We start from the raw sequence: 23,704 nt of genomic DNA, 5'->3' as shown, positions 1-23,704 counted from the left end.
CTTTTATCGGGTGGAAGACGATGCGTCATGAGTCGTTTGCTATAAGACACAGCTTAGAAAAGAAGAAAATTTGACGCCAACTAGTTTTTTTAGCCGTCCACGAATAGAATTTCTTAACGAAAACGCGGGTTTTCCCGGATCCCGTCGCCTTTTTTGAAGCGCTTTGTGCGCGCCCCCGTCCATGAACACACGCTTTCTGGAGACCTTCGTCACGCTGGCGAAGCTGCGCAGCTTCCGCACGACGGCCAGCGCGCTGCACGCGACCCCCGCCGCTATTTCGCAGCGGCTGAAGGCGCTCGAAGAGGAGTTGCAGACCGTGCTGGTCGATCGCGACAGCCGCGAGTTCCGGCTCACGCCGAATGGCGAATACCTGCTGGGCTATGCGAAGGCCGTGGTGGAGGCGACTCGCCAGTTGCAGGCCGCCGCGTCCAATGAAGGCGCCATGCGCGGCAAGCTGCGCCTGGGCGTCATCGAAACGGTCGTGCATAGCTGGCTCGCGGACTACATGCGGCGCCTTGCCAACGACTATCCGCAGCTTGAAGTCGAGCTTGCGGTAGACGTGAGCGTCGTGCTGCAACGGCGCTTGATGGCCGGCGAGCTCGACCTGATCGTGCGCGTGGAAGGAAGTGATGAGGAATCCGTAGTATGTGATGCGCTTGCTAACTATCCTGTGCACTGGATCGCGCGCGCGGGGCTGTTGCCGCTCTCGCGCAGCGGACTCGCCAGGCGCGTGTTGCGCCAGCCGATCCTCACTTTCGGGCGCGGAACTGCGCCGCATCGTGCGCTGGAAGATATCGTCGGCAAGCTTGCGCTCGCGAACGGCGTGCCGCTCTCCGAGACGCGGATCACCGGATCGCCGTCGATTTCGGTGATCGTGCAGCTCGTGCGCGACGGCTTCGGCGTGGCGGCGATTCCGCGCCTGTTTGTCGACGACCTGATCGCGCGCGGCGAAGTGGTCGAACTGCCCCTGCATCCCTCGCCGCCATCGATTGTCGTTTCGATGTCGCGGCGCACCGACGCCCCGCTATTCGTCCATGGCGCCGCCAACGCCGCGCGCGCCGCGTGCCACGACTATTGCGAGCACGGAGACCGGCGCTTGATCGAGCGCTTGTGAGGTGAAGCTGGCGACGGGCCAGGCAAGCGCGCTGATAAACTGGCGCGTCCGCGCGTGGAGCACGCGCATCGCCCTCCGTTCGCCGCTTTAAAGACCTTCGCATGATCGACTCGTCCGCCATCGCCCACGCACTCGCCGGAAAAGGGATCGTCGCGGACGACAGCCAGCAGCGGGCGATCGACGCACTGTGCGCCCTGCTTCACGGCAAACGCAGCGAAGCCGTCAAGCGCGAACATCGCGGCGTCTATTGTCACGGCCTGCCCGGACGCGGCAAGAGCCTGATCGTCGACACCATCTTCGCGCTCGCAACCTGCGCGAAGCGGCGCATCCATTTTCATCAGTTCATTCGCGACATCAATCGGCTGGTTGTGCAGGCGCCGCGCAGCGATGACCGGCTGGGCGATGTGTCGCGCGCATGGCTCGATGGCGTCGACCTGCTCTACTTCGACGAATTCCATGTGCACGATATCGCCGATGCATTCTTGATCGGCCGCTTCCTGGAAACCGCGCTAGAGAGCGGCACGCGCATTGTGCTGACCTCGAACTACGCGCCGCGCAACCTCCTGCCCGATCCCGAGTTTCACGAGCGTTTCGAGCCGACCATCGCGCGCATCGAGCATCATTTCGACATCGTCGCCTTTGACGGCCCGCGCGACTACCGCGAAAACCGTGTCGAGTCGACACAACTTCGGTACTTCTCGCCGCTCGACGGGACGCGCGAGGCGCTGTGGACGATCTTCGCCGACTACGAAGCGCAAGCGGCCATTCATCCGGCCGATGTTGAAGTCGCAGGGCGGTCGCTGCCGGTCACGGCGGCGGGCAAGCAAATAGTGTGGGTCGATTTCGATGCGCTGTGCGGCACGGCCCGCTCGCACCTGGACTATCTCGCGCTCGCCGAGCGCTGGCGCGGCGTGATTCTCGACCGGCTGGAGACCTCGATGCTCCAGCGCCGCGACGTGCTGCAACGCTTCGTCTGGCTGATCGACATTCTTTACGATCGCAAGCACGCGCTGTTCATCGCGTCGGATTTGCCGGTGCGCGCAGCACTCGAAGGGCTCGATGGCGCGCACGATGTGTCGCGCACCACTAGCCGGTTAGCAGAAATGCAATCGGGTGGTTACGCGATCGAGCTTGAACGCGCGCATCGGAAATCGCACCTGGCGGACGCGGCGAAGTAATCAGCTTCGCGCTCCGCTGCATTCCCCACGCGCGGGCGCGCCCCGCGCCGTTTTTTCATCTGTTGTACAGTCCCTCGAACTCTGACACGAAGGACTGACAACACGATGGACGCCCTCTCCCGCTTTAAACCTGTCGCGCTCGAACACGCGAGCCGACTCATCAATCACGGCCCGACCGTTCTGATCACGAGTTCGCATGGTGCACGTCACAACGTGATGGCTGCCGCCTGGTCGATGCCCGTCGAATTCACGCCACCGCGCATCGCCGTGGTGATCGACAAGAAAACTTTCACGCGCGAGTTGATTCACGCGAGCGGCACTTTCGGCATCTGCGTGCCTGGCGCTGCGGCGATGGATCTGACTTTCGCAGTTGGGAGCGTCAGCGGACGCGACGCGGACAAATTCAAACAGTTTGAGATCGAGGCGGTACGCGGCCCGGTACTCGGCTTGCCATTGCTTGAGCACGGTATTGCCGCGTGGATGGAATGCAAGCTGATCCCCGAGAAGCACACCGAGGACGCGTACGACACCTGCTTTTGCGAGGTCGTATCGGCGGCAGCGGATCCGCGCGTTTTCAACGGCGGGCACTGGATCTTCGACGACACGAATCGTGACCTGCATACGATCCATCATCTGGGCGCCGGCAATTTTGCGCTCGCGAGCAATGCGGTGAAGGCTGGAACGCTTGGTGGGTAAGGCTTTCGGGCGGATTTGAAGCGGCCGCGGCGGCTTGATGGCCGCTGTGGCTCGGCTGGTCGTTTATTCGATTAACTACAAAATACGTAGTGAAAGATACGAATTGGAGCGCTTTGAACCTGATTGAGGGATCTAGCCTGAGGAGGCTCGGATTTTGGGGCGGGAGAACGTGCCTCAGCGTGAAACATTTGGCAGCGAGGCAATTTTATAGGGCGCAAGACCTTGTTGCATAAGGATTTTACCGTTTTATTCGATTTCAGGCGAATGTTTCACGCCGGGTGGATTCTGGTTTGATTCGGTGCTTGAGATAGCCGGGATTGGGGAGAAATTCACGGGTTCTGAGGGTTGTTGTAGCGCTTCCCGGGTCGTGCGGGCGACGCGAAGCACCTAAAGCGCGTTGAAGGCGTGAAGCGTGGGCCGCCGCGGCGGTCTCAGTCACTATGCGGTTCGTATTCGCTTGGCTGTCCCGGTGCTAGATAGTTTTGAATTCGTGCTCATTTTATCGGTTAGTTGCGTTTATGACGTATTGATGGTTTTCTGCGATCCGGGTTGGGTACAGATGCCGTGCAGGCGTGCTCGGATATCAGCTCCATTCAATTGCGATGCGAACACAATTGCTCCTGTCGGTCAGAGCACGATCCGCCATTAGCAATGCAACTTCGGAGAGGACAGCCGCGCTTGCGCTACGGACGTCTGAGGTTGCCATGCAGGTATTGCCAGGTGCCGCGATTGCCGGCCGTAATCAGGTTCGATGCGAACTCCGGCTTCTGATTGATATACGCGACAGTCCCCAGAGAAGAGACAGGACGGGATGCCCTACTGCTTCAGTGGCGAGTTCGGGCTAAGGATATGCCGCAAGACTCACGTGGCGAGACCGTAGCTGCCTTTGCAAAGTCCAGATGAGGCGTCTCAATACCTCGATGAACCGGCCACGCCTATCAAACTCGCTGCGATAGATTTGCTTCGCAACCGCTCCTTAGCGTTTCCACTGAGGTGTTGCGCGTGCGGCGCCGCAAGGCGCGACCAGGTGGTCAAACGCTGTCCCGCCGAAGTTGTGTCGAGTCGACACACAGCCCGACGCACAATATGGAACGGCGACACTCTCGGAACGCGCTGACGTAGAGCCTGATCGCACTGCCCTACTGGCTACGCGACGTGTTCGTCTGATCAGGGGATGGCGCGATATGGTTGCCCGCGTCGCTGTTGAATCGACACCGACTTCTGCTGACGTCTGGGCAAAAGGCTTGCAGTAGCGACGAGGTAAAGGTTGATGCGCCAATCGCCGCTTGACGAGATCGCCTCTCGCTACGGAATGCAGAGCAGGGTTGAAAATCCTGAAATGTGTCGAGTCGACACATTTCGAAATCCTGGGCTCAGCTAGAGCTGCGCCGATGTCCGACGCGCTTCTCCGCCTTTTGTTGGCGCGAAGATCCCGGCACGGAGCACGCCCGCCGCAGACACTCTCCCCTCTCCTGCGAAGCGGCACAGGCGCTCGCTCGCAGCTAAGCGATCGCAGCAGGCTAGGTGACCGTACAGCCACCCAGCCGCCGCAACCGCAACGCCCTTATCAAACATCGGCTACTTGCGGGCCCTCGTAGATCTCACAGGTCGTTCGCCGTTGCTTATAGCCTGAGAAACTCCCGGGAGACTCAGGCAGGCATCGATCCAATTTCTCGCCATCGCGCTTACGTCTCAGGCATCAGCTAGTTGTCATAGGCTCGACGCCGCTGGACATCTCAATCGCACTTGTTTGCACGTCAGGCCGCCCTCGTCACCTTTGTTGCCAGCGGCGCGCACCTCCTGGCAGGCCCCTACTCCGGGCGATGTCTCTGTGTCGACTCGACACAGAGCACACCTTGTCACTTCAGCGTTCGGCAAGCGATTTTTCAAATTGGGCAACACGGACAGCGCCATGCACTGATCACCTCAAGCCGCCCCCCCTCCTCGCCCGTGACAACGAGATCCACCCGCTTATGGCTGGGAGTTCCAGCGTCGAGGATGCCAAATCGCAACGCTTCGACTTGTAGAAATTCTCGACGCGCACACCAGCCTACCCAGCCACCGATTGATTGCGTGTGTCGACTCGACACACGCAATCAACTTGCTCCACGGAGCCAGCTCGCGATTCTGTATGCGCAGGGGCAGGCAAGCTATGCAGATGGGCTTTAGTCATATCCGAAGAGGCACGCTGCGAAACCAACGGCACCACATCGCGTGGCCACCTTCAGACAGATACGATGGCCTCCATACACTAAACGGCTTCGCGCGCATTGACCGTCGAAAATCTATCGTGTGTCGACTCGACACACGAACGCGTCACTCAATTGAACATCGCCGGTGCTCACCCCCCCTGCCCCAGTGCTGCACGCCCTAATTCATCGTGCATTGCTTCGCACATCATCACGAACTCGACTCGCCGCACCGCAACAACAGTAGCCCCGAATCCCAAGCTGATTGACCGACGATCCACCAGTTGGCCCAAGCAGGAGACGCGCTGTGTCGACTCGACACACAGCGCGTCACATCCGATCCATCGACACGCATGCTCGCGGCCCCACAACCTCCGCACCCCATCGCTCGGCGCAACGATCGCTCACCCCAACGTGTGTCGACTCGACACACGACCTATGGCGAAGCCGTCTGTGTCGCCTGCTTGCTGTGTCGACTCGACCCGCGACGCGTCACACGACCCATCGAGGCGTATGCTCACGGCTCCACACTCAACCTACCCACGCTATCGCTCAGCGCAAAGATTGCCCCACCTCCACCGTGTGTCGACTCGACACACGGCCTATGGCGAAGCATTCTGAGTCTCCTGCTCGCTGTGTCGACTCAACGCACAACGCGTCACACCCGATCGCGGCGTATGCTCACGGCTCCACACTCAATCTACCCACGCCGTCGCTCGACGCAAAAATCGCAGCGCAACCGTGTGTTGACTCGACGCACAGCGCGTCACACGGCCCATCCAAGCGTACGCTCACGACTCCACAGTCAACCTAACCACGCCATCGCTCGGCGCAAAGATCGCCCCACCACCGTGTGTCGACTCGACACACGGCCTAAGGCGAGGCTTCCTGAGTCGTCTGCTCGCCGTGTCGACTCGACGTTCAATACGTCACACGCCCCATCGAAGCTTATGCTCACGGCTCCACATCCAACCTACCCACGCCGTCGCTTGACGCAAAAATCGCAACCCAACCGTGTGTCGACTCGACACACGACTTAAGGCGAAGCCCACTGTATCGCCTGCTCTCTGTGTCGACTCGACGCACAGCGCGTCACACGGCCCATCCAAACGTACGCTCGCGACTCTACAGTCAACCTAACCACGCCATTGCTCGGCGCAACGATCGCCCCACCTCCACCGCGTGTCGACTCGACGTTTAATGCGCCACACGCCCCATCGAAGCATATGCTCACGGCTCCACACCCAACCTTCCCACGCCATCGCTTCTCGCAAAGATCGCCCCCACCATGTGTCGACTCGACACACGACTCAACGCGAAGCCCACTGTGTCACCTGTTTGCCGTGTCCACTCGACACAGCCATCTCGCCCCGCGACCCGACGAAAAAAAAGCCCGCTTTCGCGGGCTTCTCCAAAAATCCAGACCTTCAACAGCGCATCTCAACCAGGCTTCACATTGAACAACTGGCTGATGAGTTCCCGAATCTGCGTCTCCTGCGCATCCGAAAGTACCCCCGTCTTAAGCTTCACCGTGAAGCTATTGGTGTCCTTCGTGATGCTGCCGGCGTGGCTCTTCCCGGAGAAAATCTTCTCGATGCTCCGCTCCGAGACGCTCTGCTCGCTCTCGCTACGGTTCGACTGTGCACCAATCGCCGCCGCCAGTTTTCCCTGATCGAGCGTGCCTGCCACCACCGCGGGCCACAGCTCACGCGCGGCGGCAAGACCAGCCGCGCCATGCTTCTTGATCGCCGAAACGATCTCATCGGCAGCCGACCCACCGAGCAGGCGCGGGTTCAGATCGAGGTCACGCCGAATAAAGTCCGGCAGTTTGTCGAACGAGAGGAAGCGATAAAGGCCCTTGCGCGACATACCCAGCGCCTCGGCCATGCGCGTGCGCGTCGGGAACTCCTGCTCAGCGCGACGCAGCGACTGACCGATTTCATAATCGGTCAGATCCTCACGCCCCACGTTCTCAACCAGCGCAAGCACCGCCATATCCTGGTCGGAGCATTCGATCACCGACGCGCGAATCTCTTCGGCATGCAGAATCACGTGCGCACGCAGACGACGCTCACCTGCAATCAACTGGTAACCATGATCCGCGCGGCGCACCACAACGGGCTCGACCAGCCCGACTTCGCGGATCGACTCCGCAAGTGAGGCCAGCCCCTCGTCACTGAAGATCTTGCGCGGTTGCCACGGATTGGGCTGAATCGCGCTCACCGGCAACAGCAGCTTGTCGCTGTTGGTTTCGAGTTCCTGGATGCGTTGCTGAGCAACGGCGAGCGCACCCAGCATCCCGGGCCCGGTCTTGAACGCGCTGCTGCGACGCGGTTCCGGTGCCGCCGGTGCAGGACGTTCGGTGGTCTGGCGCTCGGATGCAGAGCCGAGTTCGGCGGTCTTGGCCGCCATCTTGTCGCGGAACGAACTCATTTCCCGGCCCTCCATTGTTCAACGTAAAGATCATCGATCCAGCGCACGTAATCGGTGAGCGGCTGCCGGACACGCGCAACCGTCTTGTCCGCGAGATCGCCCTTGCTGATGTCGAATACCGTCGCCATGGCCAGTGCACCGTTGCTCATCGCCGAGCTCGCCGGAACCTCCACCGAACTCACCCAGTCCTTATAGGTGCGCTGCACCCACGAACGCACAACCGGCGCAGACGAGGTCTTGCCGTAGTCGACCTTCGACAGCAGCACCGAGACGAAGTCATAGGTCTTCTCGTCGCCGCGCTCCATGATCGTGTGCGCGAGATCGGAGAAAAGACTCCAGAACGAGACCGAACTGATGAAGTCGAGGCTTTCCGGCACCAGCGGCATGACCATCGCGTCGGCTGCCATCAGCGCGTTGATCGTGAGATACGACAGCGACGGCGCCGTATCCAGGATGATGTAGTCGTAGTGTTGACGCAGCGTCTGCACGCCTTCGCGCAACAGATCCCAGAACTTGAAGCCCGGGTTCTTGATCACCGTACCGGGAATATGAAATTCCGCCGAGAACAGCGTCGGGTGCGCCGGAATGACATCGAGGCCATCCCAATAAGTCGGCTGGACAAAATTCAGCAAGCCGCCTTCCATTTGCGGGTCGTAAATGTACGGCAGGACGGTGCTGTCCTCCGTCACTTCCTTTTCCGCGTAGAGACCGCAGAGCTCCGTCAGCGAGGCCTGCGGGTCAAGGTCGATCAGCAACACGCGGCGCCCGCGCAGCGTGAGACCTTGCGCAAGACACATCGTCGTCGTGGTCTTGGTCGAGCCGCCCTTGAAGTTGGCGACCAGAATGACCTTGCCATCGGCGTCGCGCACGCCCGTATGCAGTGGCGTCTGATAAATATCCGAAACCTGCTGAACCCAGACACGTGCTTCGGGCAAGGTAAACACGCGGCTGCGGCCCGAACCCTGCGCCTCGCCTTGGGGCAAGCCTTCGCGCGTCGCCAGCAGGTTATTGAGTTTGATCCGGTCGATACCGCACATCTCCGCGACCTGCGCCGAGGTAAACGTCGGCGCCATCTTGCGCGGCTTCGGTGCCAGCATCATTTCCCGAAGTTCTTCTGACAGAAGACCCGCCTCTTCCGCGAACTGCGTTACTGCCGAAAGATCAACGCGTCGGTCAATTGATGGAAATTCGATAGTCTTTGCCATTAATACGCTTTTTATCGGAATTTGGATAAAGCGTAGAATACAGGAAAAGCGTATCGAAACACACTGATTGAGACCGCTTTAAGAAAAAAATGACCTTTTTATTCGCGTTTTGACGGCCTCCCGAGGGTTTCTCCAGCCCTTGGCCTATCCCAGATAGCCAAGCCCGCCACGGGCCGTTTAGGTGCCTTTCCGTCGACCTGCCTATTTTTTAGGCAATTCGCTTGTGTATTCTGCGTGCACAAGCGTCGCGCGTCAGAAAAATGACGCCGAACGCCAGCTTCGCATTCACCGCTGGTAGCAGTACAAACCTCCTTGACTACAGAGGTCACGTTTTTTGTGCACTTTTGCTCATTGGTGTAAGCAGCCGCCTACACGATGGAAAGCCGGTAACGGATTTTGTGCCTTGCGCACTTCCGTAAGAACGGCCAGTAGAGATTGGAACACAAAAAACGTTACCCCAATCCTGGCAGCACTCCCCTACTACTGCATTTCTAAAGAAATGCACAAAAACCGTGACCGTCGATTTGTGTTTCTGCAAAAACAAACGGGAAACCGCTCAGACAGATCACTGGATTGCGCTGCGCTCGAAACGAGAGGCCCCGCGTTCGCACAAAAATCGTTACCTCATCGTCCATTCTCGATCCGAGCGCGCCTGAATCGACTAGAAGCACGCCGTGCACAAGAAACGTTACCGAGCCATTCGGCAAAGGCCCCCGCACAAAAACCACTACCGTCGACGCCTGTACACGTGCTCGCACAAAAACCGTTACCCGAGTCGCCCTGACAGCCGAAAAATATCGGCCTCAATCGAGGACAGTGGGTGCTGCACATTAACCGTTACCTTCGATCCAGGCTCATGCACACAAAACGTTGCCTTCTATTTAGCCAATCCTGCTGATCTCTCACCGAGTAAACCCTGACATGCTCAAAAACCAGGCAAATTGGCGTCCTTAGTGCTGGTTTCGTTTCGGGTCACCCCAAATTCCCCCACTCCTGCAAGCCACTCAGCGCAGCTTTTCACGCGAAGCATCTCTTTTTGTGCGGGGTTGGTTTGTTTACTTAAAAACAAAAAACCCACTAACCCACTAACGTAGGCGCTCGAAACCTTTGATTTCAAAGGCTTGGGGCTGAAAAGCAACGGTCTGTGTGCAAGAAGCATTGTTTTATGTGCACCAGAGTGCCGTTTTTTGTGCAGGTGATGCAGAGGTCTATGTGCAGTTCGGCACGTTTTTTGTGCGAGCGATTCTGTGAGGCCTGTTTGAGGTAACGTTTATTGTGTTGACTTGTGTAAACGGAGTGATAGAGTCCCCGCCAATATCGACGGAGAGCACACGAATGTCGGAGGACAGCGGACGCAGGACGACGACCCAGCAAATGTCGCTCGGGTTGTTCGAAGAGATGTCCGGGCAGCCAATCAGCGAAAGCACGCGAGAGATCGGCTTTCAGCGCAACAACGTTTTCGTTGCCATCAACGGGCTTGGCCTGTCGTCGCGGCGTTTCATCGACGCTGCGTACTTCATCGCCGCGCAGGAGCCTGTGCCGCATGAGACCTACGACGTCGACCTCAACTACTTCAAGTGGCTGATGCGCTACGAGAGCCGCAATGTGCGGCATCTCCAGAGCGTCATCAAGGAAGCGCAGCGGGTGCTGATCGAAGTCACGGACACGCCGCCGGAGCGCGCGCCCAGCGAGGACGACCAGTGGATTTCCGAGCAGTTGATGGGCAGCGTGAAGATCGGCAAGGGGCGCATCCAGTTCCGCATTCCGCCGCTGATGCTGCGCCATATCACCGGCCCGGAAAAGCACCATTGGCTGAACCTGTGCATCACGGCGGCGTTCTCGCAGACGTTCGCGCGCGCGATCTACGACTACGTGCAGCCCTACGTCGCCGCCGGCCTGACCGACTGGATCGAGCTCGACGTCATGCGCCGCTGGCCGGGCAAGCTCGGTTCGAGCGCGTCGGAGTTCAAGCACTTCCGGCCGAAGTACCTGGATCCGGCGGTCAAGCAGATCAACGAGCTGTCCGATATCGACGTGAGCTACGAGACGCGCGCCGATTCGGAGACCTCGCGCAAGATCAACAAGATCCGCTTCCGTCTCAAACGCAAGGACACGGTGGCGGCGATGCTAAGCCGTCAGCCCGATGCGCACGACCTCCTGCTCACGCTCAAGGAGGAGTTCGGCCTGAGCAACAAGCAGTTCGACGTGATCGCCGAGCATCGCGTGAACTGGACGGACGAACGCATCCAGCAGGCGATCGAATACACGCGCTTCCGCCTGAACCAGGGCAAGGTGACGAAGAGCCCTGCCGGCTACCTGATGAAGGCCCTGAGCCACAACTGGCAGGTCTCGGAGGCCGAACGCAAGATGGTTGCGATCCAGAGCGAGCTCGCCGCCGCAGTGGACGCCGAGGAAACCGCCAAGGTTGCCGTGACCACCGCCGTGAAGCAGAGCATCGCCGCGCGCGACGAAGAGGCGCGCACGCGTCGCAACGACGAAGTGCAGCGTGGTCGCGAGCACTTCGAATCCGCCGATGAGAAGACCCGCAAGGAACTCGTGCGCCTCTACATCGCCTCGCAGGCCGGCAAGCTCATGCTGCGCCGCCTGAAGCTGGAGGCGGGCGCATTGTCGGACGTGAACATCCTCAACCACTCCGATCTGTCCTGGTACTTCGGGCAGTTCGTGTACGGCAAGCTCAAGCAGACCGGCCTGTGAGCGTGTAGCAAGCGGGTGCGTTCCTGTGCCGGTTTTCACGCCGCGCGCGTGACGGTTTCGTCGCTCGCGCGGCTGCCCGGCAGCTTCAGGCCGCATCGTTTGCAGGCAAAATCACGCTGCCGATGGGCCTGGGTGAATATCGTCGCTGGATCAATGACTTGGGCGTTTCGTCCCTGAGGTTGCCAACATAGTTATCCCCGATTTCTGTGGATAACTTTTACGCTGAATCATCCCGATCTCTACCTGCTGCGCGTGTGCACCAACCCGCCGCAACAAGCCCGCGAATTACCTGGCAATCCTGATGAGTTCACGCGGCAACGACCAGCGTTTCCGTTGCGCCAGCACCCAGCATCGTGCCGCGGCAGCGCTGCGTGCCGCAGCGGCAGGCGTATTCGCGCTGCGCTTCGCTGTCCACCTGCTCGTCGATCTCCAGTGCGTAATCGATGAACAGTTCCTCGCCGGCCGCAATGTCGCGGGTCGTTTCGATAAACACGCGTCCGTCGCCCTCGACGGCCTCGCAGTTCGCCGTGCATGCGTGATTGAGCCAGCGTGCGCCATTGCCGCCGCGTCCTCCGTCGATCACGCGACCGTCCGAAAGCCCGAACAGGAACGTATGCCCCGAGACTTCGCGCCGCTCGTTCCAGCGCGCCGCCTCGCGCCATGTGGTGACCATGCCTTTGTATTCGAAGATGCGCTCTCCTGCCTGTAGCGCACAGAGCGCGAACACGCCTTTGCCATGCACCGGCGATTGCCGGACGGACACACGCTTCATGATCGCAGCACCTGGAACGAAGACGGCGACGGGAGTGGAGTCGATACGGCGCAGCCCTTGCCGCGCCTCACGTTCGCGCCGAGTATAAGTCGAGAAAATAGTCGCGAATATGACGTTTCGAATATGCCGATGCGGCGTCGTGACCGGCTTCGAGATATTCCTGCGTGCCCCTGCGCGGCAAAACTGTTTGACGCGATCGCTCTGACAGCGTTACGATGCACGCACGGTCAAGGGACAGACCCACGACCGCCAATCTCTTGAGGGAGCCTCATGAGCAAGAATACCCAGCATTTCGACGCACTGATTTTCATTGGCCGTTTCCAGCCGCCGCATCTTGGTCACCTCGATGTGCTGCGCCGCGCGCTCAGCCAGGCGACACGCGTGTGCATCCTGATCGGCTCGACTGACCGCCCCCGCACCATCAAGGATCCGTTCTCGTACGAAGAACGCCGCCAGATGATTCTCGCGCTGCTCGATGAAGACGAGCGCAAGCGCATCGTCATCGCGCCGGTGCAGGATTCGACGTACAACGACGGCGACTGGCTGCGCTGGATCCAGGACGCCGTGGCGTCCGAACTGGGCGACACGACGGGCCGCCGCATCGGTTTGATCGGCCATGAGAAGGACGCCAGCTCCTACTATCTGCGCATGTTTCCGCAGTGGGAGTTCGTGGAAACGGAGGCGACCGAGGATATTTCGGCCACCGAGATTCGCGAGCAGTTGTTTGCGGAGCGCAACAACAGCTTCGTCTCGTGGGCCGTACCGGCGCCCGTGCATGACTGGCTCGAAGGCTTTCGTACGCGGCCCGAATTCGCGCAGCTGAAGTCGGAAGCCGAATTCATCGCGGGCTATCAAAAGGCCTGGGCCGCAGCGCCGTATCCCGTGACCTTCGTCACCGTCGATGCGCTCGTGGTGCACTCCGGCCATATCCTGCTCGTGCGTCGCCGCAGCGAGCCGGGCCGCGGCCTGTGGGCGTTGCCGGGCGGCTTCGTCAACCAGGACGAGCGGCTCGAAACCGCCTGCATTCGCGAACTGCGCGAAGAAACCGGTCTCAAGCTGCCTGAGCCCGTACTGCGCGGCTCGATCAAGGATCGCCAGGTCTTCGACCATCCCCAACGCTCGCTGCGCGGGCGCACCATCACGCACGCGTTCCTGTTCCACTTCCCGGTGGGCGAGTTGCCGCGCGTGAAGGGCGGCGACGATGCCGACAAGGCGCGCTGGGTGCCGCTCAACACGTTCGCGCGCATGCGCGACGTGATGTTCGAGGATCACTTCGACATCGCCTATCACTTCCTCGGGAAGCTCTGAGCGCGCGTCCAGTCGCGCTCACGTAACTGTTTTTTCCCCGCTGGGACAGACCCGGCGGGCTCTCAACGGCATAGAGGAGCTCTAGCCATGCAAGCCCAATTCGACTCGTTCGCCTCCCTTCTCTCCAATCCGGTTATTAATACGGACTCCTACAAGGCGTCGCACTTCGTGCAGTATCCGCCTGAAGCGACGGGCATGTTTTCGTACATCGAATCGCGCGGCGGACGCTACGATCGCACCGTGTTTTTCGGCCTCCAGATGCTCGCGAAGGAATATCTGTGCCGGCCCGTCACGGCGCAGATGATCGACGAAGCGAAGTGTTTCTTCGCCGCGCACGGCGAGCCGTTCAACGAGACGGACTGGCGCTATATCGTCGAGCAATATGACGGCTACCTGCCGCTGCGCATCCGTGCCGTACCCGAAGGCTCGGTCGTGCCGACGCACAACGTGCTCATGACCGTCGAATGCGACGATCCCCGGGTGTTCTGGATTGCTTCGTACGTCGAATCAATGCTGCTGCGCCTCTGGTATCCAATCACCGTGGCGACGCAAAGCTGGCACCTGCGCAAGACGATCGGGCGCTACCTGCGCACGACCAGCGACGATCTCTCGCAATTGCCGTTCAAGCTCCACGACTTCGGCGCACGCGGCGTATCCAGCGCGGAAAGCGCCGCAATCGGCGGCGCGGCGCACCTGGTGAGCTTCATGGGCTCCGATACCGTGCTGGGCGTGATCGCCGCAAACCGCTTTTATCACGCGGAAATGGCGGCGTATTCGGTGCCCGCTGCCGAGCACAGCACGATCACGTCATGGGGCCGCGAGCGCGAAGCCGACGCCTATCGCAACATGCTCGCGCAGTTCGGCAAGCCGGGCGCGATCGTGTCGGTGGTGTCCGATTCGTACGACCTGTTCGCGGCGCTCGACATGTGGGGCGGCGAGCTGAAGCAGGCAGTGCTCGACTCGGGCGCGACGCTCGTGATCCGGCCCGACTCGGGCGAGCCCGTCGATATCGTGATGAAGACGGTACGCGCGCTCGATGCGTCGTTCGGCTCGACGCTCAATAGCCGTGGCCGCCGCGTGTTGAATACCGTGCGCGTGATCCAGGGCGACGGCGTGGACGAGGCCTCGATCGAAGCGATCCTTGCCGCGCTCGACGATGCGGGCTATGCCGCCGACAACGTCACCTTCGGCATGGGCGGCGCGCTGCTGCAGCGCGTAGACCGCGATACGCAGCGCTTCGCGATGAAGTGTTCGGCGATCCGCCTGGGCGACACGTGGACGGGCGTGCGCAAGGATCCGGTCACCGACAGCGGCAAGCGATCGAAGATGGGGCGGCTCACGCTGCTGCGCAACCGCCGCACCGGCGACTATCGCACCGCCACGCTGCCGCTCGCATGGGAAGACCGCATGCTCGAACGCGACTGGGAAGACGCGCTCGAAACCGTCTATGAAAACGGCCGCCTGTGCGTGGACGTGACGCTCGATGCGATCCGCGAGCGTGCGCACGCCGACGAAGCCTAAGCATCGACGAGGTGAAGCCTGCGCCCGGAGCCTGGCTCCAGGTGCAGGCGCAGGCGCGAAGCGCTAGGCGTCGTACTGCAAGGTCAGCAGATTGGCGTCTCTCGCGAGTTGCCAGCCTTCGCCGCTGCGCCGGAAGACGGAAAGCGCGCTGCCGCCGCGCCGCATGGCCGAGCCGCCTTCGCGCCCGACGACGCGCACATCCAGCTCGCTGCGGCACCATGCGAGGTCGCCCGACACTTCCAGTTCCTCGACCACGCCCGTCGATTCGATCCGATGCGTGGTCAACACGGCCTTGAGCGCGTGCACGAACGCGTCGCGGCCACGCATTGGCGGCTGCCCCGCCACGAGGAAGAGCACATCCTGCGTCATGAGTGCAGGCAGCGCGTCTACATCGCCTGAGTTGGTGGCGGCGTGCCATTGCGCGATTACGTCGCGGATGCGGATTTCGTCATCGGTCATGGTGCGTCTCCTGTGCATGCCAGGCCACCAGATTACCCTGCCTGCGCGCACAATGCGGTAGATTCACCGCGCGTTACACGATCAGGAGAAGCCGATGCAAGACCCTCAAGCCGATGCCCGCGCGTTGCCGCGGGCATTGCTCGCCGCGCTGGACGGCGATCATCTCGACGAACATGCGGACGAAGCGATCCGGGTTTCGACCGTTGGCGCGGACGGCTGGCCGCATGGCGCGCAACTGAGCGTCGGCGAAGTGCTCGCGCTCGACGCCCACACGCTGCTCGTGGCGATGTGGCCCAACTCGAATACGGCGCAGAACATGCGCCGCGACGGACGTCTCACGCTTTCCCTTGTCCACGATGGCGCACTGCTGGAGATCCGTGCGCGCGCGAGTCTCGTCGCCGAACAGCAGACCGCGCTGGCCCTGAGCGTATTCCGCCTGCAGATCGACAAGGTGGACGTCCATCGCGCGAAATATGCCGAGGTGCTGAGCGGCGTGACGTTCCGCCTGTTTGAGCGCGATAGTGTCATCGCACGCTGGCGCGAGCAGATCGGGATGCTGCGCACGCACGTCTAGCCCGTTGCAAATCCGGTGCTATGCAGCCGTGCAGGATGCACAAATAACGTTACCTTCAGCGCCTTACCCGCCTCGCGCCGCTGCGCATCTGGCGCGTTGAAAACATCACATTACTGCGATGCCCGCAATGCACTAGTGCGTACCTTTGCATTTATCGTAAAGCGCCGGGTCATTATGATTTGCCGGCGTTGTTCAGGCGATGAACAACGCTGGTCTCCAAACCGACTTCGACCTCCGCTTGCGCAAAGGCGGAGGTCTTTTTTTTGCCTGATTCTATATTCCTGGTAATTGACGCAATAGATCGTTGTGCATCTTTGCGCGTTTCAATTTTCCCTATTTCGTAAATAAAGCATTGCGCTGTCAGTGTGTAAACAAATATTTCAATGAATTTATAATCCGCCGGGCGTGCGATTCGGCGCTTTAAAGATTCAAACATTCACGCGCGCCAGAATCAGAAAAACGAAAGAGTGAGGAAATGCGAAAAAGAAGATTGCCTCTCGCCGTTCTCATTGCAGGGGTGTGCCTCGGTTCGACCGCCGCGCGCGCGGATCAATGGGGCGTTCAATTTGCCGGCGGCGTCGCCGACCATGACGTGAAGAAAGCCGATCTGGGTGTCGTCTGGGATCCGGGCTGGCAGTGGTGGAACATCGGCGGCTACCACTTCACGGTGGTGGGCGAAGGCCACATAGCCTACTGGGACATCCGCGAAAAACCGTCCGCTAACGCGAACATCTGGGAGTTCGGCTTCACGCCGGTGTTCCGTTTCATCAAGAACTCGGGCTATATCCGGCCATTCATCGAAGCGGGCGTGGGCGTGCGACTGCTCTCGCATGTGGATGAAACGCCTGACCGGAGCTTCTCTTCGTCGTTCCAGTTCGCGGACATGGTCGGTGTAGGCGCGCAGTTCGGCGAGCACCAGAACTACCAGGCAGGCTTTCGCTTCCAGCACCTGTCGAATGCCGGACTCAAGCATCCGAATCCCGGTATCAATTTCAGCCAGATCTACGTGCAGTACAACTTCTAGGGCCTGGCCGCATCACCTGCGCGCGCCTGCATTCATACGCGGCGCGCGTTTTCTATTTTCTTCGCCATATCGTTGCTTGCGCAACGAGTTATGCGCGCATCCTATTCGTACCCCATTACAGAAAGATTAATCGTTTAAACGATTCCTGCAACGCACAGGGTACGAAAACGAAACAAATAAACTAAAGACGCCATAAGCCCATGATGAGGGCGTGACGAATATACGGGTATTTCCTTTCAAATCCCTTCTTAATTGCCGGAATCGCAACGGTGTTTGTTGTGATCGAATGCCACCGAACGATCCATTCGCCTCTATGATTAGTCGCGACGTTTTACCGCAGCTCAGACATGAGGACAGCATGGATCTAGCACAAATCCGCCGCGAGGCGTTTGCAATGCCGGTACACAATCCCGCGTATCCGCGCCCGCCGTTTCGCTTCGTCAATCGCGAATACTTCATCATCACCTACGAGACCGATCCCGATGCGCTGCGCGCCATCGTGCCGGAGCCGCTCAAGCCCGAAAACAATCTCGTGCATTACGAATTCATCCGTATGCCGGATTCGTCGGGTTTCGGCGACTACACCGAAAGCGGCCAGGTTGTCTCGGTGCGCGATCCGCAGGGGCGTCTGGCGAACTACACGCATTCGATGTATCTCGACGACGAAGGCCCGATCGCAGGCGGCCGCGAGATCTGGGGCTTCCCGAAGAAGCTCGCACGTCCGGTGCTGGGCGTGGACGGCAACGACACGCTGCTTGGCACGCTCGACTACGGCACGCAGCGGATCGCGACGGGCACGATGGGCTACAAGCATCACGTGCTCAATAACGAAGACGAGCGCCGCAAGCTTGCCGACACGCCCAACTATCTGCTCAAGGTGATCCCGCATGTGGACGGCACGGCGCGCATCTGCGAGCTCGTGCGCTTCTATCTGCGCGACGTCACGGTGCTGGGCGCATGGAGCGGCCCGGCGGCAATCGAACTGCATCCCCACGCGCTTGCGCCGGTCGCTGACCTGCCCGTGCGTCGTGTCGTGGGTGCACGTCATGTGATTGCGAATCTCACGCTGGACATCGGCGAAGTCGCATTCGACTACCTGGCGCAAAGCACCGATGACAACGCCAGCGCCGCGACGTCGGCGCGCCAGAGCGACGCAGAACCCGCGCTCGCCTGATTTTTAACCAATACAGTAAGGATTACTTATGTCGTTGAAGGACAAGGTGGCCGTTATTACCGGCGCAGCAAGCGGGATTGGCGAACATTGCGCGCGTACCTTCGCGCAGCAGGGCGCGGCGGTCGTGATCGCCGACCTGAACCTCGCCGCGGCGGGCAAGGTTGCCGACAGCATCAACGCGGCGGGCGGCAAGGCGCTTGCCGTGGCGATGGACGTCACCAACGAAGAAGCTGTGAACGCGGGCATCGAAGAAGCGGCCAACGTATTCGGCGGCATCGACGTGCTGGTCTCGAATGCGGGCATCCAGATCATCGCCCCGGTCGATGAATTCGCCTTCAGCGACTGGAAGAAGATGCTCGCGATCCATCTGGACGGCGCGTTCCTCACCACCAAGGCCGTGCTCAAGCACATGTACGGCAGCGGCAAGGGTGGCTCGATCGTGTATATGGGCTCGGTGCATTCGCATGAAGCCTCGAAGCTCAAGGCCGCGTACGTGACGGCGAAGCATGGCCTGCTGGGTCTTGCGCGCGTGGTGGCGAAGGAAGGCGGCCCGCGCGGCGTGCGCGCCAACGTCGTATGCCCCGGTTTCGTGCGTACGCCGCTGGTCGACAAGCAGATTCCGGAGCAAGCCAAGGCGCTGGGCATTTCGGAAGCGGACGTCATCAAGAACGTGATGCTGCGCGAAACCGTGGACGGCGAATTCACGACGCTCGCGGACGTCGCCAACACGGTGGCCTTCCTCTCGGGCTTCGAGTCCAACGCGCTGACGGGGCAATCGGTGCTCGTCACGCACGGCTGGTCGATGCACTAAGGAGGCGTCCATGCGCAGCAGCAATACAACCGCCCATCAAGAGCGCAAACACCCGCGCAAGCCGTTTGAGCTGCCGCGCTACGACGAAATCGCACTCGTCCTGCAAGGTGGCGGCGCGCTCGGCTCCTATCAGGCTGGCGTGTTCGAAGGGCTCGCCCAGGCCGGCGTCGAGCCGCACTGGATCGCGGGCGTGTCGATCGGCGCGCTCAATACGGCGATCATCGCGGGTAATGCGCCCGATCAGCGTGTCGCCGCGTTGCGTGGATTCTGGGAATCGATCTGCCACCCGCTGGACTGGTTCGGCAATCTCGGCGCGCTCGCGCTGCCGCTGTTCGGCCACAACGACCTCGCGCGCCGCTGGGCCAGCATGTGGGCCGCGGGCCGCGCGCTCACCGAAGGCCAGCCGGGCTTCTTCGCGCCGCGCCGCCCGCTGCCCGTTGCGGGCTGGCAGAAGGCGCAGCCCAGCGCGGTGAGCTACTACGACACCGCTGCGCTCAAGGCGACGCTGCAACGTTTCGCCGATTTCGACCGCATCAACGACGGCCCGACGCGCGTGTCCGTGGGCGCGGTGAACGTGCGCAGCGGCAACCTGGTGTACTTCGACAACACGAAAATGCGCCTGGAACCCGAGCACTTCATGGCTTCGGGCGCGTTGCCGCCGGGCTTCCCGGCTGTCGAGATCGAAGGCGAATACTACTGGGACGGCGGCCTCGTTTCGAACACGCCGCTCACGGAGGTGCTGCGCGATGCCGACCACAAGGACACGCTGGTTTTCCAGGTCGATCTATGGAGCGCCAACGGCAATGTGCCCGCCGACTTCATGGACGTCGCCGAGCGCGCCAAGGACATCCAGTATTCGAGCCGCACGCGCGCCATCACCAACATGCTCGCCGACCGCCAGAAGCACGCTCGCTTCATCAAGGAGCTGCTGGAGCACGTGCCCGCCGAAGCACGCCGTAGCGACCCGCTGTTCCGCCTGGCCGAAACCGTGGCCGACGGCTCTTCGATCAACGTGGTGCATCTGATCTACAAGAACAAACCGTATGAAGGCCACTACAAGGACTACGAGTTCAGCATCGATACGATGGAGGAGCACTGGTCGAGCGGACTGGAGGACATTCGCGCGTCGTTCACGCATCCCGACTGGTTCGCGGTGCCGAGCCGCGAGCAGGGCTTCGTGACGCACGACATCCACCGTCGCGCGGGCGAAGTGCCGGAGTCCGACCGCAACGACCTGCCGACGGCGCACGAGCCGGTGGACGTGAAGCTGCCTGCGTAGGCGGCGCCCGTCCACGCCAGGCCGTTACCTCACGCGGCGAGCGCGTTTTCGCGTTCGCCGCGTTTTTCTTGAGCGCGCAGCAAGCCCTGCTGCATGTCGTAGCCCGACGGATGCTGATAGACGCGCAAACCGAACTCGGGCAGCACGGCGATCAGATGATCGAACAGGTCTGACTGGATCGCTTCGTATTCGACCCACGTGGTGGTGTTGGTGAAGCAATAGAGCTCAAGCGGCACGCCTTCGGCGCTGCTCGGCAACTGGCGCACCATGCAGGTCATCTCGCGATGGATGCGCGGGTGGCGTTGCAGGTATTGCTCCACGTACGCGCGGAACGTGCCCAGGTTCGTGAGCTGGCGACGGTTCGCCGTGCATTCGCCAGCGCTGCCCAACGCGCCGTTGAATTGCGTGAGCGCATCGCGCTTGTGCGCCAGATAGTCCTGCAACAGCGTGAAGCGCTCAAGCCTCGCGAGCTCCTGCGCTTCCAGAAAGCGCACGCTGGTCGCATCGATAAAGAGCGCGCGCTTGATGCGCCGCCCGCCCGCTTCCGTCATGCCGCGCCAGTTCTGGTAGCTCTCCGTGATGAGCTTCCAGGTGGGTATCGTGATGATGGTGTGATCGAAATTCGCGACCTTCACGGTATTGAGCGTGATGTCGATGACGGTGCCGTCCGCGCCCGCGCTGGGCATCGTGATCCAGTCGCCGATGCGCAGCATGTCGTTCGACGATAGCTGCACGCCCGCCACGAGACCGAGGATCGTGTCCTTGAAAATCAGCATCAGCACCGCCGACATTGCGCCAATGCCCGACAGCAGCAGGCCGATCTGCTTGCCCGTGGCGTCGCCGATCACCACCAGCGCTGCGGTGATGAACATGACGAGCTTGACCAGTTGCATCGCGCCCTTGAGCGAAAGGCGCGGCTGATCCTGGCGCGTGGTGCGGTGCGCATGCTCGAACGCAGACAATGTGGCGCTGATCGTCATGGTCACGAGCATGACGATCAGCGCGAAGCTGACCTTGTCGACGGTCTGTGCGATCGCATCGGGTACGCCCGGCACCATGCCGATACCCAGACGGATCACCACGAAGGGCGTGACGCGGCTAAGCCATTTAAACGCGCCGAACTCGAACAGTGCGTCGTCGATGCGGGTCGTGGAGCGCTGTGCGAGGCGCGCGACGACGCGAAACAGCAGGAAGTGGACGGCGGCGCTAAAGACGCCCGCGGCGCCCAGCAAAACGAGCGAGCCAACCAGCGGCTCAAACCAGACTTGATTCACATTCATGGGGTGTTGCGGATTCCTTTTCTCGAAGCCATTTGAAGCGATTTGAAACGGGGTTTAAAGCAGCATTTGAAGCGTACTAAAACGAAACCGGCGCGGATAAAGCGTCGCGCCGGAAATCGTAGGGTACTTGAAAGGGACAGCGCGCGCGAGTCTGGGTTCCGCGCGCATGTGCTTCGGAATGTCGCTGCGTGTCGCCGAGTGTTGCCGAGTGTTGCCGAGTGTCGCCGCGCTTTAAACGAAAGGCGGCTCGCTCTGCCAGTCGAAAAAGTCCGGCATGTCGGTGGAAACGCGATTTGGAAACGCGGCAGGGCGCTTTTCCAGAAATGCGCTGACGCCTTCGGCGGCGTCCGCCGAGCGTCCGCGCGACTGGATCGCGCGGCTGTCGAGCCGGTGCGCTTCCATCGGATGACTCGCGCCCGCCATGCGCCAGATCATCTGGCGCGAGATCGCTGCCGAGACCGGCGCGGTGTTGTCGGCGATCTCGCGCGCGAGCGCCCATGCGGCGGGCAGCAGGTCGTTCGGCGCGTGCACGGAGCGCACGAGGCCGCGTTCGAGCGCTTCGTCGGCGGTAAAGACGCGGCCCGTGTAGCACCATTCGAGCGCCGACGAAATGCCCACCACGCGCGACAGGAACCACGACGATGCCGCTTCCGGCGTAATGCCGCGCCGCCCGAACACGAAGCCGAACTTCGCGTCGCTCGACGCAAGGCGGATGTCCATCGGCAACTGCATCGTCATGCCGATGCCGACCGCCGGCCCGTTGACCGCGGCAATCACGGGCTTGAGGCTGCGGAAGATGCGCAGCGCCACGCGTCCGCCGCCGTCGCGATGCACGGTCTCCACGCTCGTGCCCAGGCGCTTCGCGTAATCGAAGGTCTCGCCGCCCGAGGACAGATCCGCGCCTGCACAGAACGCGCGTCCCGAACCGGTGACGATCACGCAGCGCACGGCATCGTCGGCGTCGGTGGCGTCGAAGGCGGCGATCAGCTCCTGCATCATCGTCGCCGTGAAGGCGTTGAGTTTCTCGGGGCGATGCAGCGTGATAGTGGCGATGCCGTCCTCGACGGCGTAGCGCAGCGTCTCGAACGAGGGCCGGGTAGTGTCGGTCATGATGTCCTCAGTATTGGGGCGGTTCGGATGCCGGGGAAAAAACCGGCGCGCGTTTCTGCAGGTTCGCGGCCACGGCTTCGCGCTGGTTCGCGCCGCCGATCAATGCGGCTTGCTCGATCGATTCGGCCAGCAGCGTCGCGGCCGCATCGCCTTGCGCGGCGACGTGCAGCAGGCGCTTGGCGGCGCGGATCGCATCGGGGCTGCGCTGCGCAATCTCGCGCGCCGTGGCCAGCGCCTGCGCGTGCGGATCGTCGCAAACACGTGTCGCGAGACCCAGTTCGAGCGCTTCGCTCGCGCTCACCACGCGCGCCGAATAGATCAATTCGCGCAGCCGGTCATCGCGCACGAGGCCGCGCGTGAGCACCATGCCGCCCATGTCGGGCACGAGGCCCCACTTCATTTCCATCACCGAAAGCCGCGTATCGGGCGCGACGAAACGCAGGTCGGCGCCCAGTGCGAGTTGCAGGCCACCGCCGAACGCCACGCCATGCAGCGCGGCGACCACGGGCACCGGCAGTTCGCGCCAGAGCATGCAGATGTGCTGCGCGTAGTTCGACAGGCCGTGCGTGCGCACGGCAATCGGCGTCTTGCGGCCCACCTCGTCGAGCGCGGCCATGCTCTCCAGATCGAGGCCCGCGCAGAATGCGTTGCCGTTGCCGGAGAGCACGACGGCGCGCAGATCGGCTGCGCGCGCGAGGCGCTCGCCTGCTGCAAGGATCGCGTCGAACATCGCGGGGCTGAGCGCGTTCATCTTGTGCGCGCGATTGAGGCGCACATCGGCGACGCCGTCTGTGATGTCGATCTCGACGAGTGAGGTCGTATCCTGGGTCATGCCAACTCCTGTTGTGTCGTTTGTGTCGTT

Annotated in this window: 19 protein-coding genes; 11 read left to right on the top strand and 8 right to left on the bottom strand. The window is 61.4% G+C overall.

Annotated features, from left to right (window positions below; translation table 11 throughout):
• Window positions 1–181: 181 nt before the first annotated feature.
• The 3 genes from BBA01S_RS11030 to BBA01S_RS11015 all read left to right on the top strand — a co-directional run bounded on the left by BBA01S_RS11030 (window position 182) and on the right by BBA01S_RS11015 (window position 2,988).
• Window positions 182–1,114 carry a LysR family transcriptional regulator gene (locus BBA01S_RS11030; protein ID WP_027816486.1) on the top strand — a complete coding sequence of 311 codons (933 nt, stop codon included), beginning with the start codon at window positions 182–184 and terminating at the stop codon, window positions 1,112–1,114.
• Window positions 1,115–1,215: 101 nt separating this feature from the next.
• Window positions 1,216–2,292, top strand: a complete 1,077-nt coding sequence (gene zapE, locus BBA01S_RS11020) for a cell division protein ZapE (protein WP_027816485.1) — start codon at window positions 1,216–1,218, stop codon at window positions 2,290–2,292.
• Between the two features lie 105 nt (window positions 2,293–2,397).
• On the top strand, window positions 2,398–2,988 hold the full coding sequence (locus tag BBA01S_RS11015; RefSeq protein WP_027816484.1) for a flavin reductase family protein: 591 nt from the start codon (window positions 2,398–2,400) through the stop codon (window positions 2,986–2,988).
• 3,629 nt (window positions 2,989–6,617) lie between these two features.
• Here the strand turns inward: BBA01S_RS11015 and BBA01S_RS11010 are convergent.
• Entirely contained in the window at window positions 6,618–7,610 is a 993-nt protein-coding gene (locus tag BBA01S_RS11010) for a ParB/RepB/Spo0J family partition protein (RefSeq protein WP_027816483.1), read from the bottom strand.
• Window positions 7,607–8,815 (bottom strand): AAA family ATPase, encoded by a 1,209-nt coding sequence (locus tag BBA01S_RS11005; RefSeq protein ID WP_027816482.1) that lies wholly within the window; start codon window positions 8,813–8,815, stop codon window positions 7,607–7,609. The genes BBA01S_RS11010 and BBA01S_RS11005 overlap by 4 nt, the downstream gene beginning before the upstream one ends.
• Before the next feature lie 1,335 nt (window positions 8,816–10,150).
• Here BBA01S_RS11005 and BBA01S_RS11000 point away from each other — a divergent pair.
• Window positions 10,151–11,530: a replication initiation protein gene (locus BBA01S_RS11000; protein WP_027816481.1), complete on the top strand. Its 1,380-nt coding sequence runs from the start codon at window positions 10,151–10,153 to the stop codon at window positions 11,528–11,530.
• 307 nt (window positions 11,531–11,837) lie between these two features.
• Here BBA01S_RS11000 and BBA01S_RS10995 read toward each other — a convergent pair whose 3' ends face one another.
• The gene (locus BBA01S_RS10995; protein WP_042296711.1) at window positions 11,838–12,302 is read right to left on the bottom strand and encodes an SET domain-containing protein; all 465 of its coding nucleotides are present in this window, start codon (window positions 12,300–12,302) and stop codon (window positions 11,838–11,840) included.
• Between the two features lie 270 nt (window positions 12,303–12,572).
• Here BBA01S_RS10995 and BBA01S_RS10990 point away from each other — a divergent pair, with 270 nt between their 5' ends.
• Together BBA01S_RS10990 and BBA01S_RS10985 are read left to right on the top strand one after the other, a co-directional pair.
• Entirely contained in the window at window positions 12,573–13,610 is a 1,038-nt protein-coding gene (locus tag BBA01S_RS10990; RefSeq protein WP_027816479.1) for a bifunctional nicotinamide-nucleotide adenylyltransferase/Nudix hydroxylase, read from the top strand.
• Between the two features lie 87 nt (window positions 13,611–13,697).
• Window positions 13,698–15,131, top strand: coding sequence for a nicotinate phosphoribosyltransferase (locus BBA01S_RS10985; protein ID WP_027816478.1), 1,434 nt, complete (start codon window positions 13,698–13,700; stop codon window positions 15,129–15,131).
• Between the two features lie 63 nt (window positions 15,132–15,194).
• On the opposite strand, the gene BBA01S_RS10980 is transcribed toward BBA01S_RS10985, so the two are convergent.
• Window positions 15,195–15,590: a YybH family protein gene (locus BBA01S_RS10980; RefSeq protein ID WP_027816477.1), complete on the bottom strand. Its 396-nt coding sequence runs from the start codon at window positions 15,588–15,590 to the stop codon at window positions 15,195–15,197.
• Window positions 15,591–15,684: 94 nt separating this feature from the next.
• On the opposite strand from BBA01S_RS10980, the gene BBA01S_RS10975 reads away from it, so the two are divergent.
• Entirely contained in the window at window positions 15,685–16,164 is a 480-nt protein-coding gene (locus BBA01S_RS10975; protein WP_042296709.1) for a pyridoxamine 5'-phosphate oxidase family protein, read from the top strand.
• A 172-nt stretch (window positions 16,165–16,336) separates the two neighbouring features.
• Here the strand turns inward: BBA01S_RS10975 and BBA01S_RS46775 are convergent, their stop codons facing one another.
• Complete coding sequence (locus tag BBA01S_RS46775) at window positions 16,337–16,600, bottom strand: hypothetical protein (RefSeq protein ID WP_156965914.1); 264 nt, start codon at window positions 16,598–16,600, stop codon at window positions 16,337–16,339.
• 39 nt (window positions 16,601–16,639) lie between these two features.
• On the opposite strand from BBA01S_RS46775, the gene BBA01S_RS10970 reads away from it, so the two are divergent.
• The 4 genes from BBA01S_RS10970 to BBA01S_RS40880 all read left to right on the top strand — a co-directional run bounded on the left by BBA01S_RS10970 (window position 16,640) and on the right by BBA01S_RS40880 (window position 20,452).
• Entirely contained in the window at window positions 16,640–17,188 is a 549-nt protein-coding gene (locus BBA01S_RS10970; RefSeq protein ID WP_027816475.1) for an acyloxyacyl hydrolase, read from the top strand.
• 358 nt (window positions 17,189–17,546) lie between these two features.
• On the top strand, window positions 17,547–18,362 hold the full coding sequence (locus tag BBA01S_RS10965) for an acetoacetate decarboxylase (RefSeq protein ID WP_027816474.1): 816 nt from the start codon (window positions 17,547–17,549) through the stop codon (window positions 18,360–18,362).
• 28 nt (window positions 18,363–18,390) lie between these two features.
• Window positions 18,391–19,173 carry a 3-hydroxybutyrate dehydrogenase gene (locus BBA01S_RS10960; RefSeq protein WP_027816473.1) on the top strand — a complete coding sequence of 261 codons (783 nt, stop codon included), beginning with the start codon at window positions 18,391–18,393 and terminating at the stop codon, window positions 19,171–19,173.
• A 10-nt stretch (window positions 19,174–19,183) separates the two neighbouring features.
• Entirely contained in the window at window positions 19,184–20,452 is a 1,269-nt protein-coding gene (locus tag BBA01S_RS40880) for a DUF3734 domain-containing protein (RefSeq protein WP_042296706.1), read from the top strand.
• A 29-nt stretch (window positions 20,453–20,481) separates the two neighbouring features.
• Here BBA01S_RS40880 and BBA01S_RS10950 read toward each other — a convergent pair whose 3' ends face one another.
• From BBA01S_RS10950 to BBA01S_RS10940, 3 genes are all read right to left on the bottom strand, one after another.
• Window positions 20,482–21,732, bottom strand: a complete 1,251-nt coding sequence (locus tag BBA01S_RS10950) for a mechanosensitive ion channel family protein (protein WP_027816472.1) — start codon at window positions 21,730–21,732, stop codon at window positions 20,482–20,484.
• A 231-nt stretch (window positions 21,733–21,963) separates the two neighbouring features.
• Entirely contained in the window at window positions 21,964–22,842 is an 879-nt protein-coding gene (locus BBA01S_RS10945; protein ID WP_027816471.1) for a crotonase/enoyl-CoA hydratase family protein, read from the bottom strand.
• Between the two features lie 7 nt (window positions 22,843–22,849).
• Entirely contained in the window at window positions 22,850–23,674 is an 825-nt protein-coding gene (locus tag BBA01S_RS10940) for a crotonase/enoyl-CoA hydratase family protein (RefSeq protein ID WP_027816470.1), read from the bottom strand.
• Window positions 23,675–23,704 lie beyond the last annotated feature (30 nt).

The organism is Paraburkholderia bannensis NBRC 103871 (genome assembly GCF_000685015.1).
Classification (GTDB): domain Bacteria; phylum Pseudomonadota; class Gammaproteobacteria; order Burkholderiales; family Burkholderiaceae; genus Paraburkholderia; species Paraburkholderia bannensis.
Note: the sequence above shows the minus strand (reverse complement) of the source record. Positions and strands in the feature narration are given on the sequence as shown.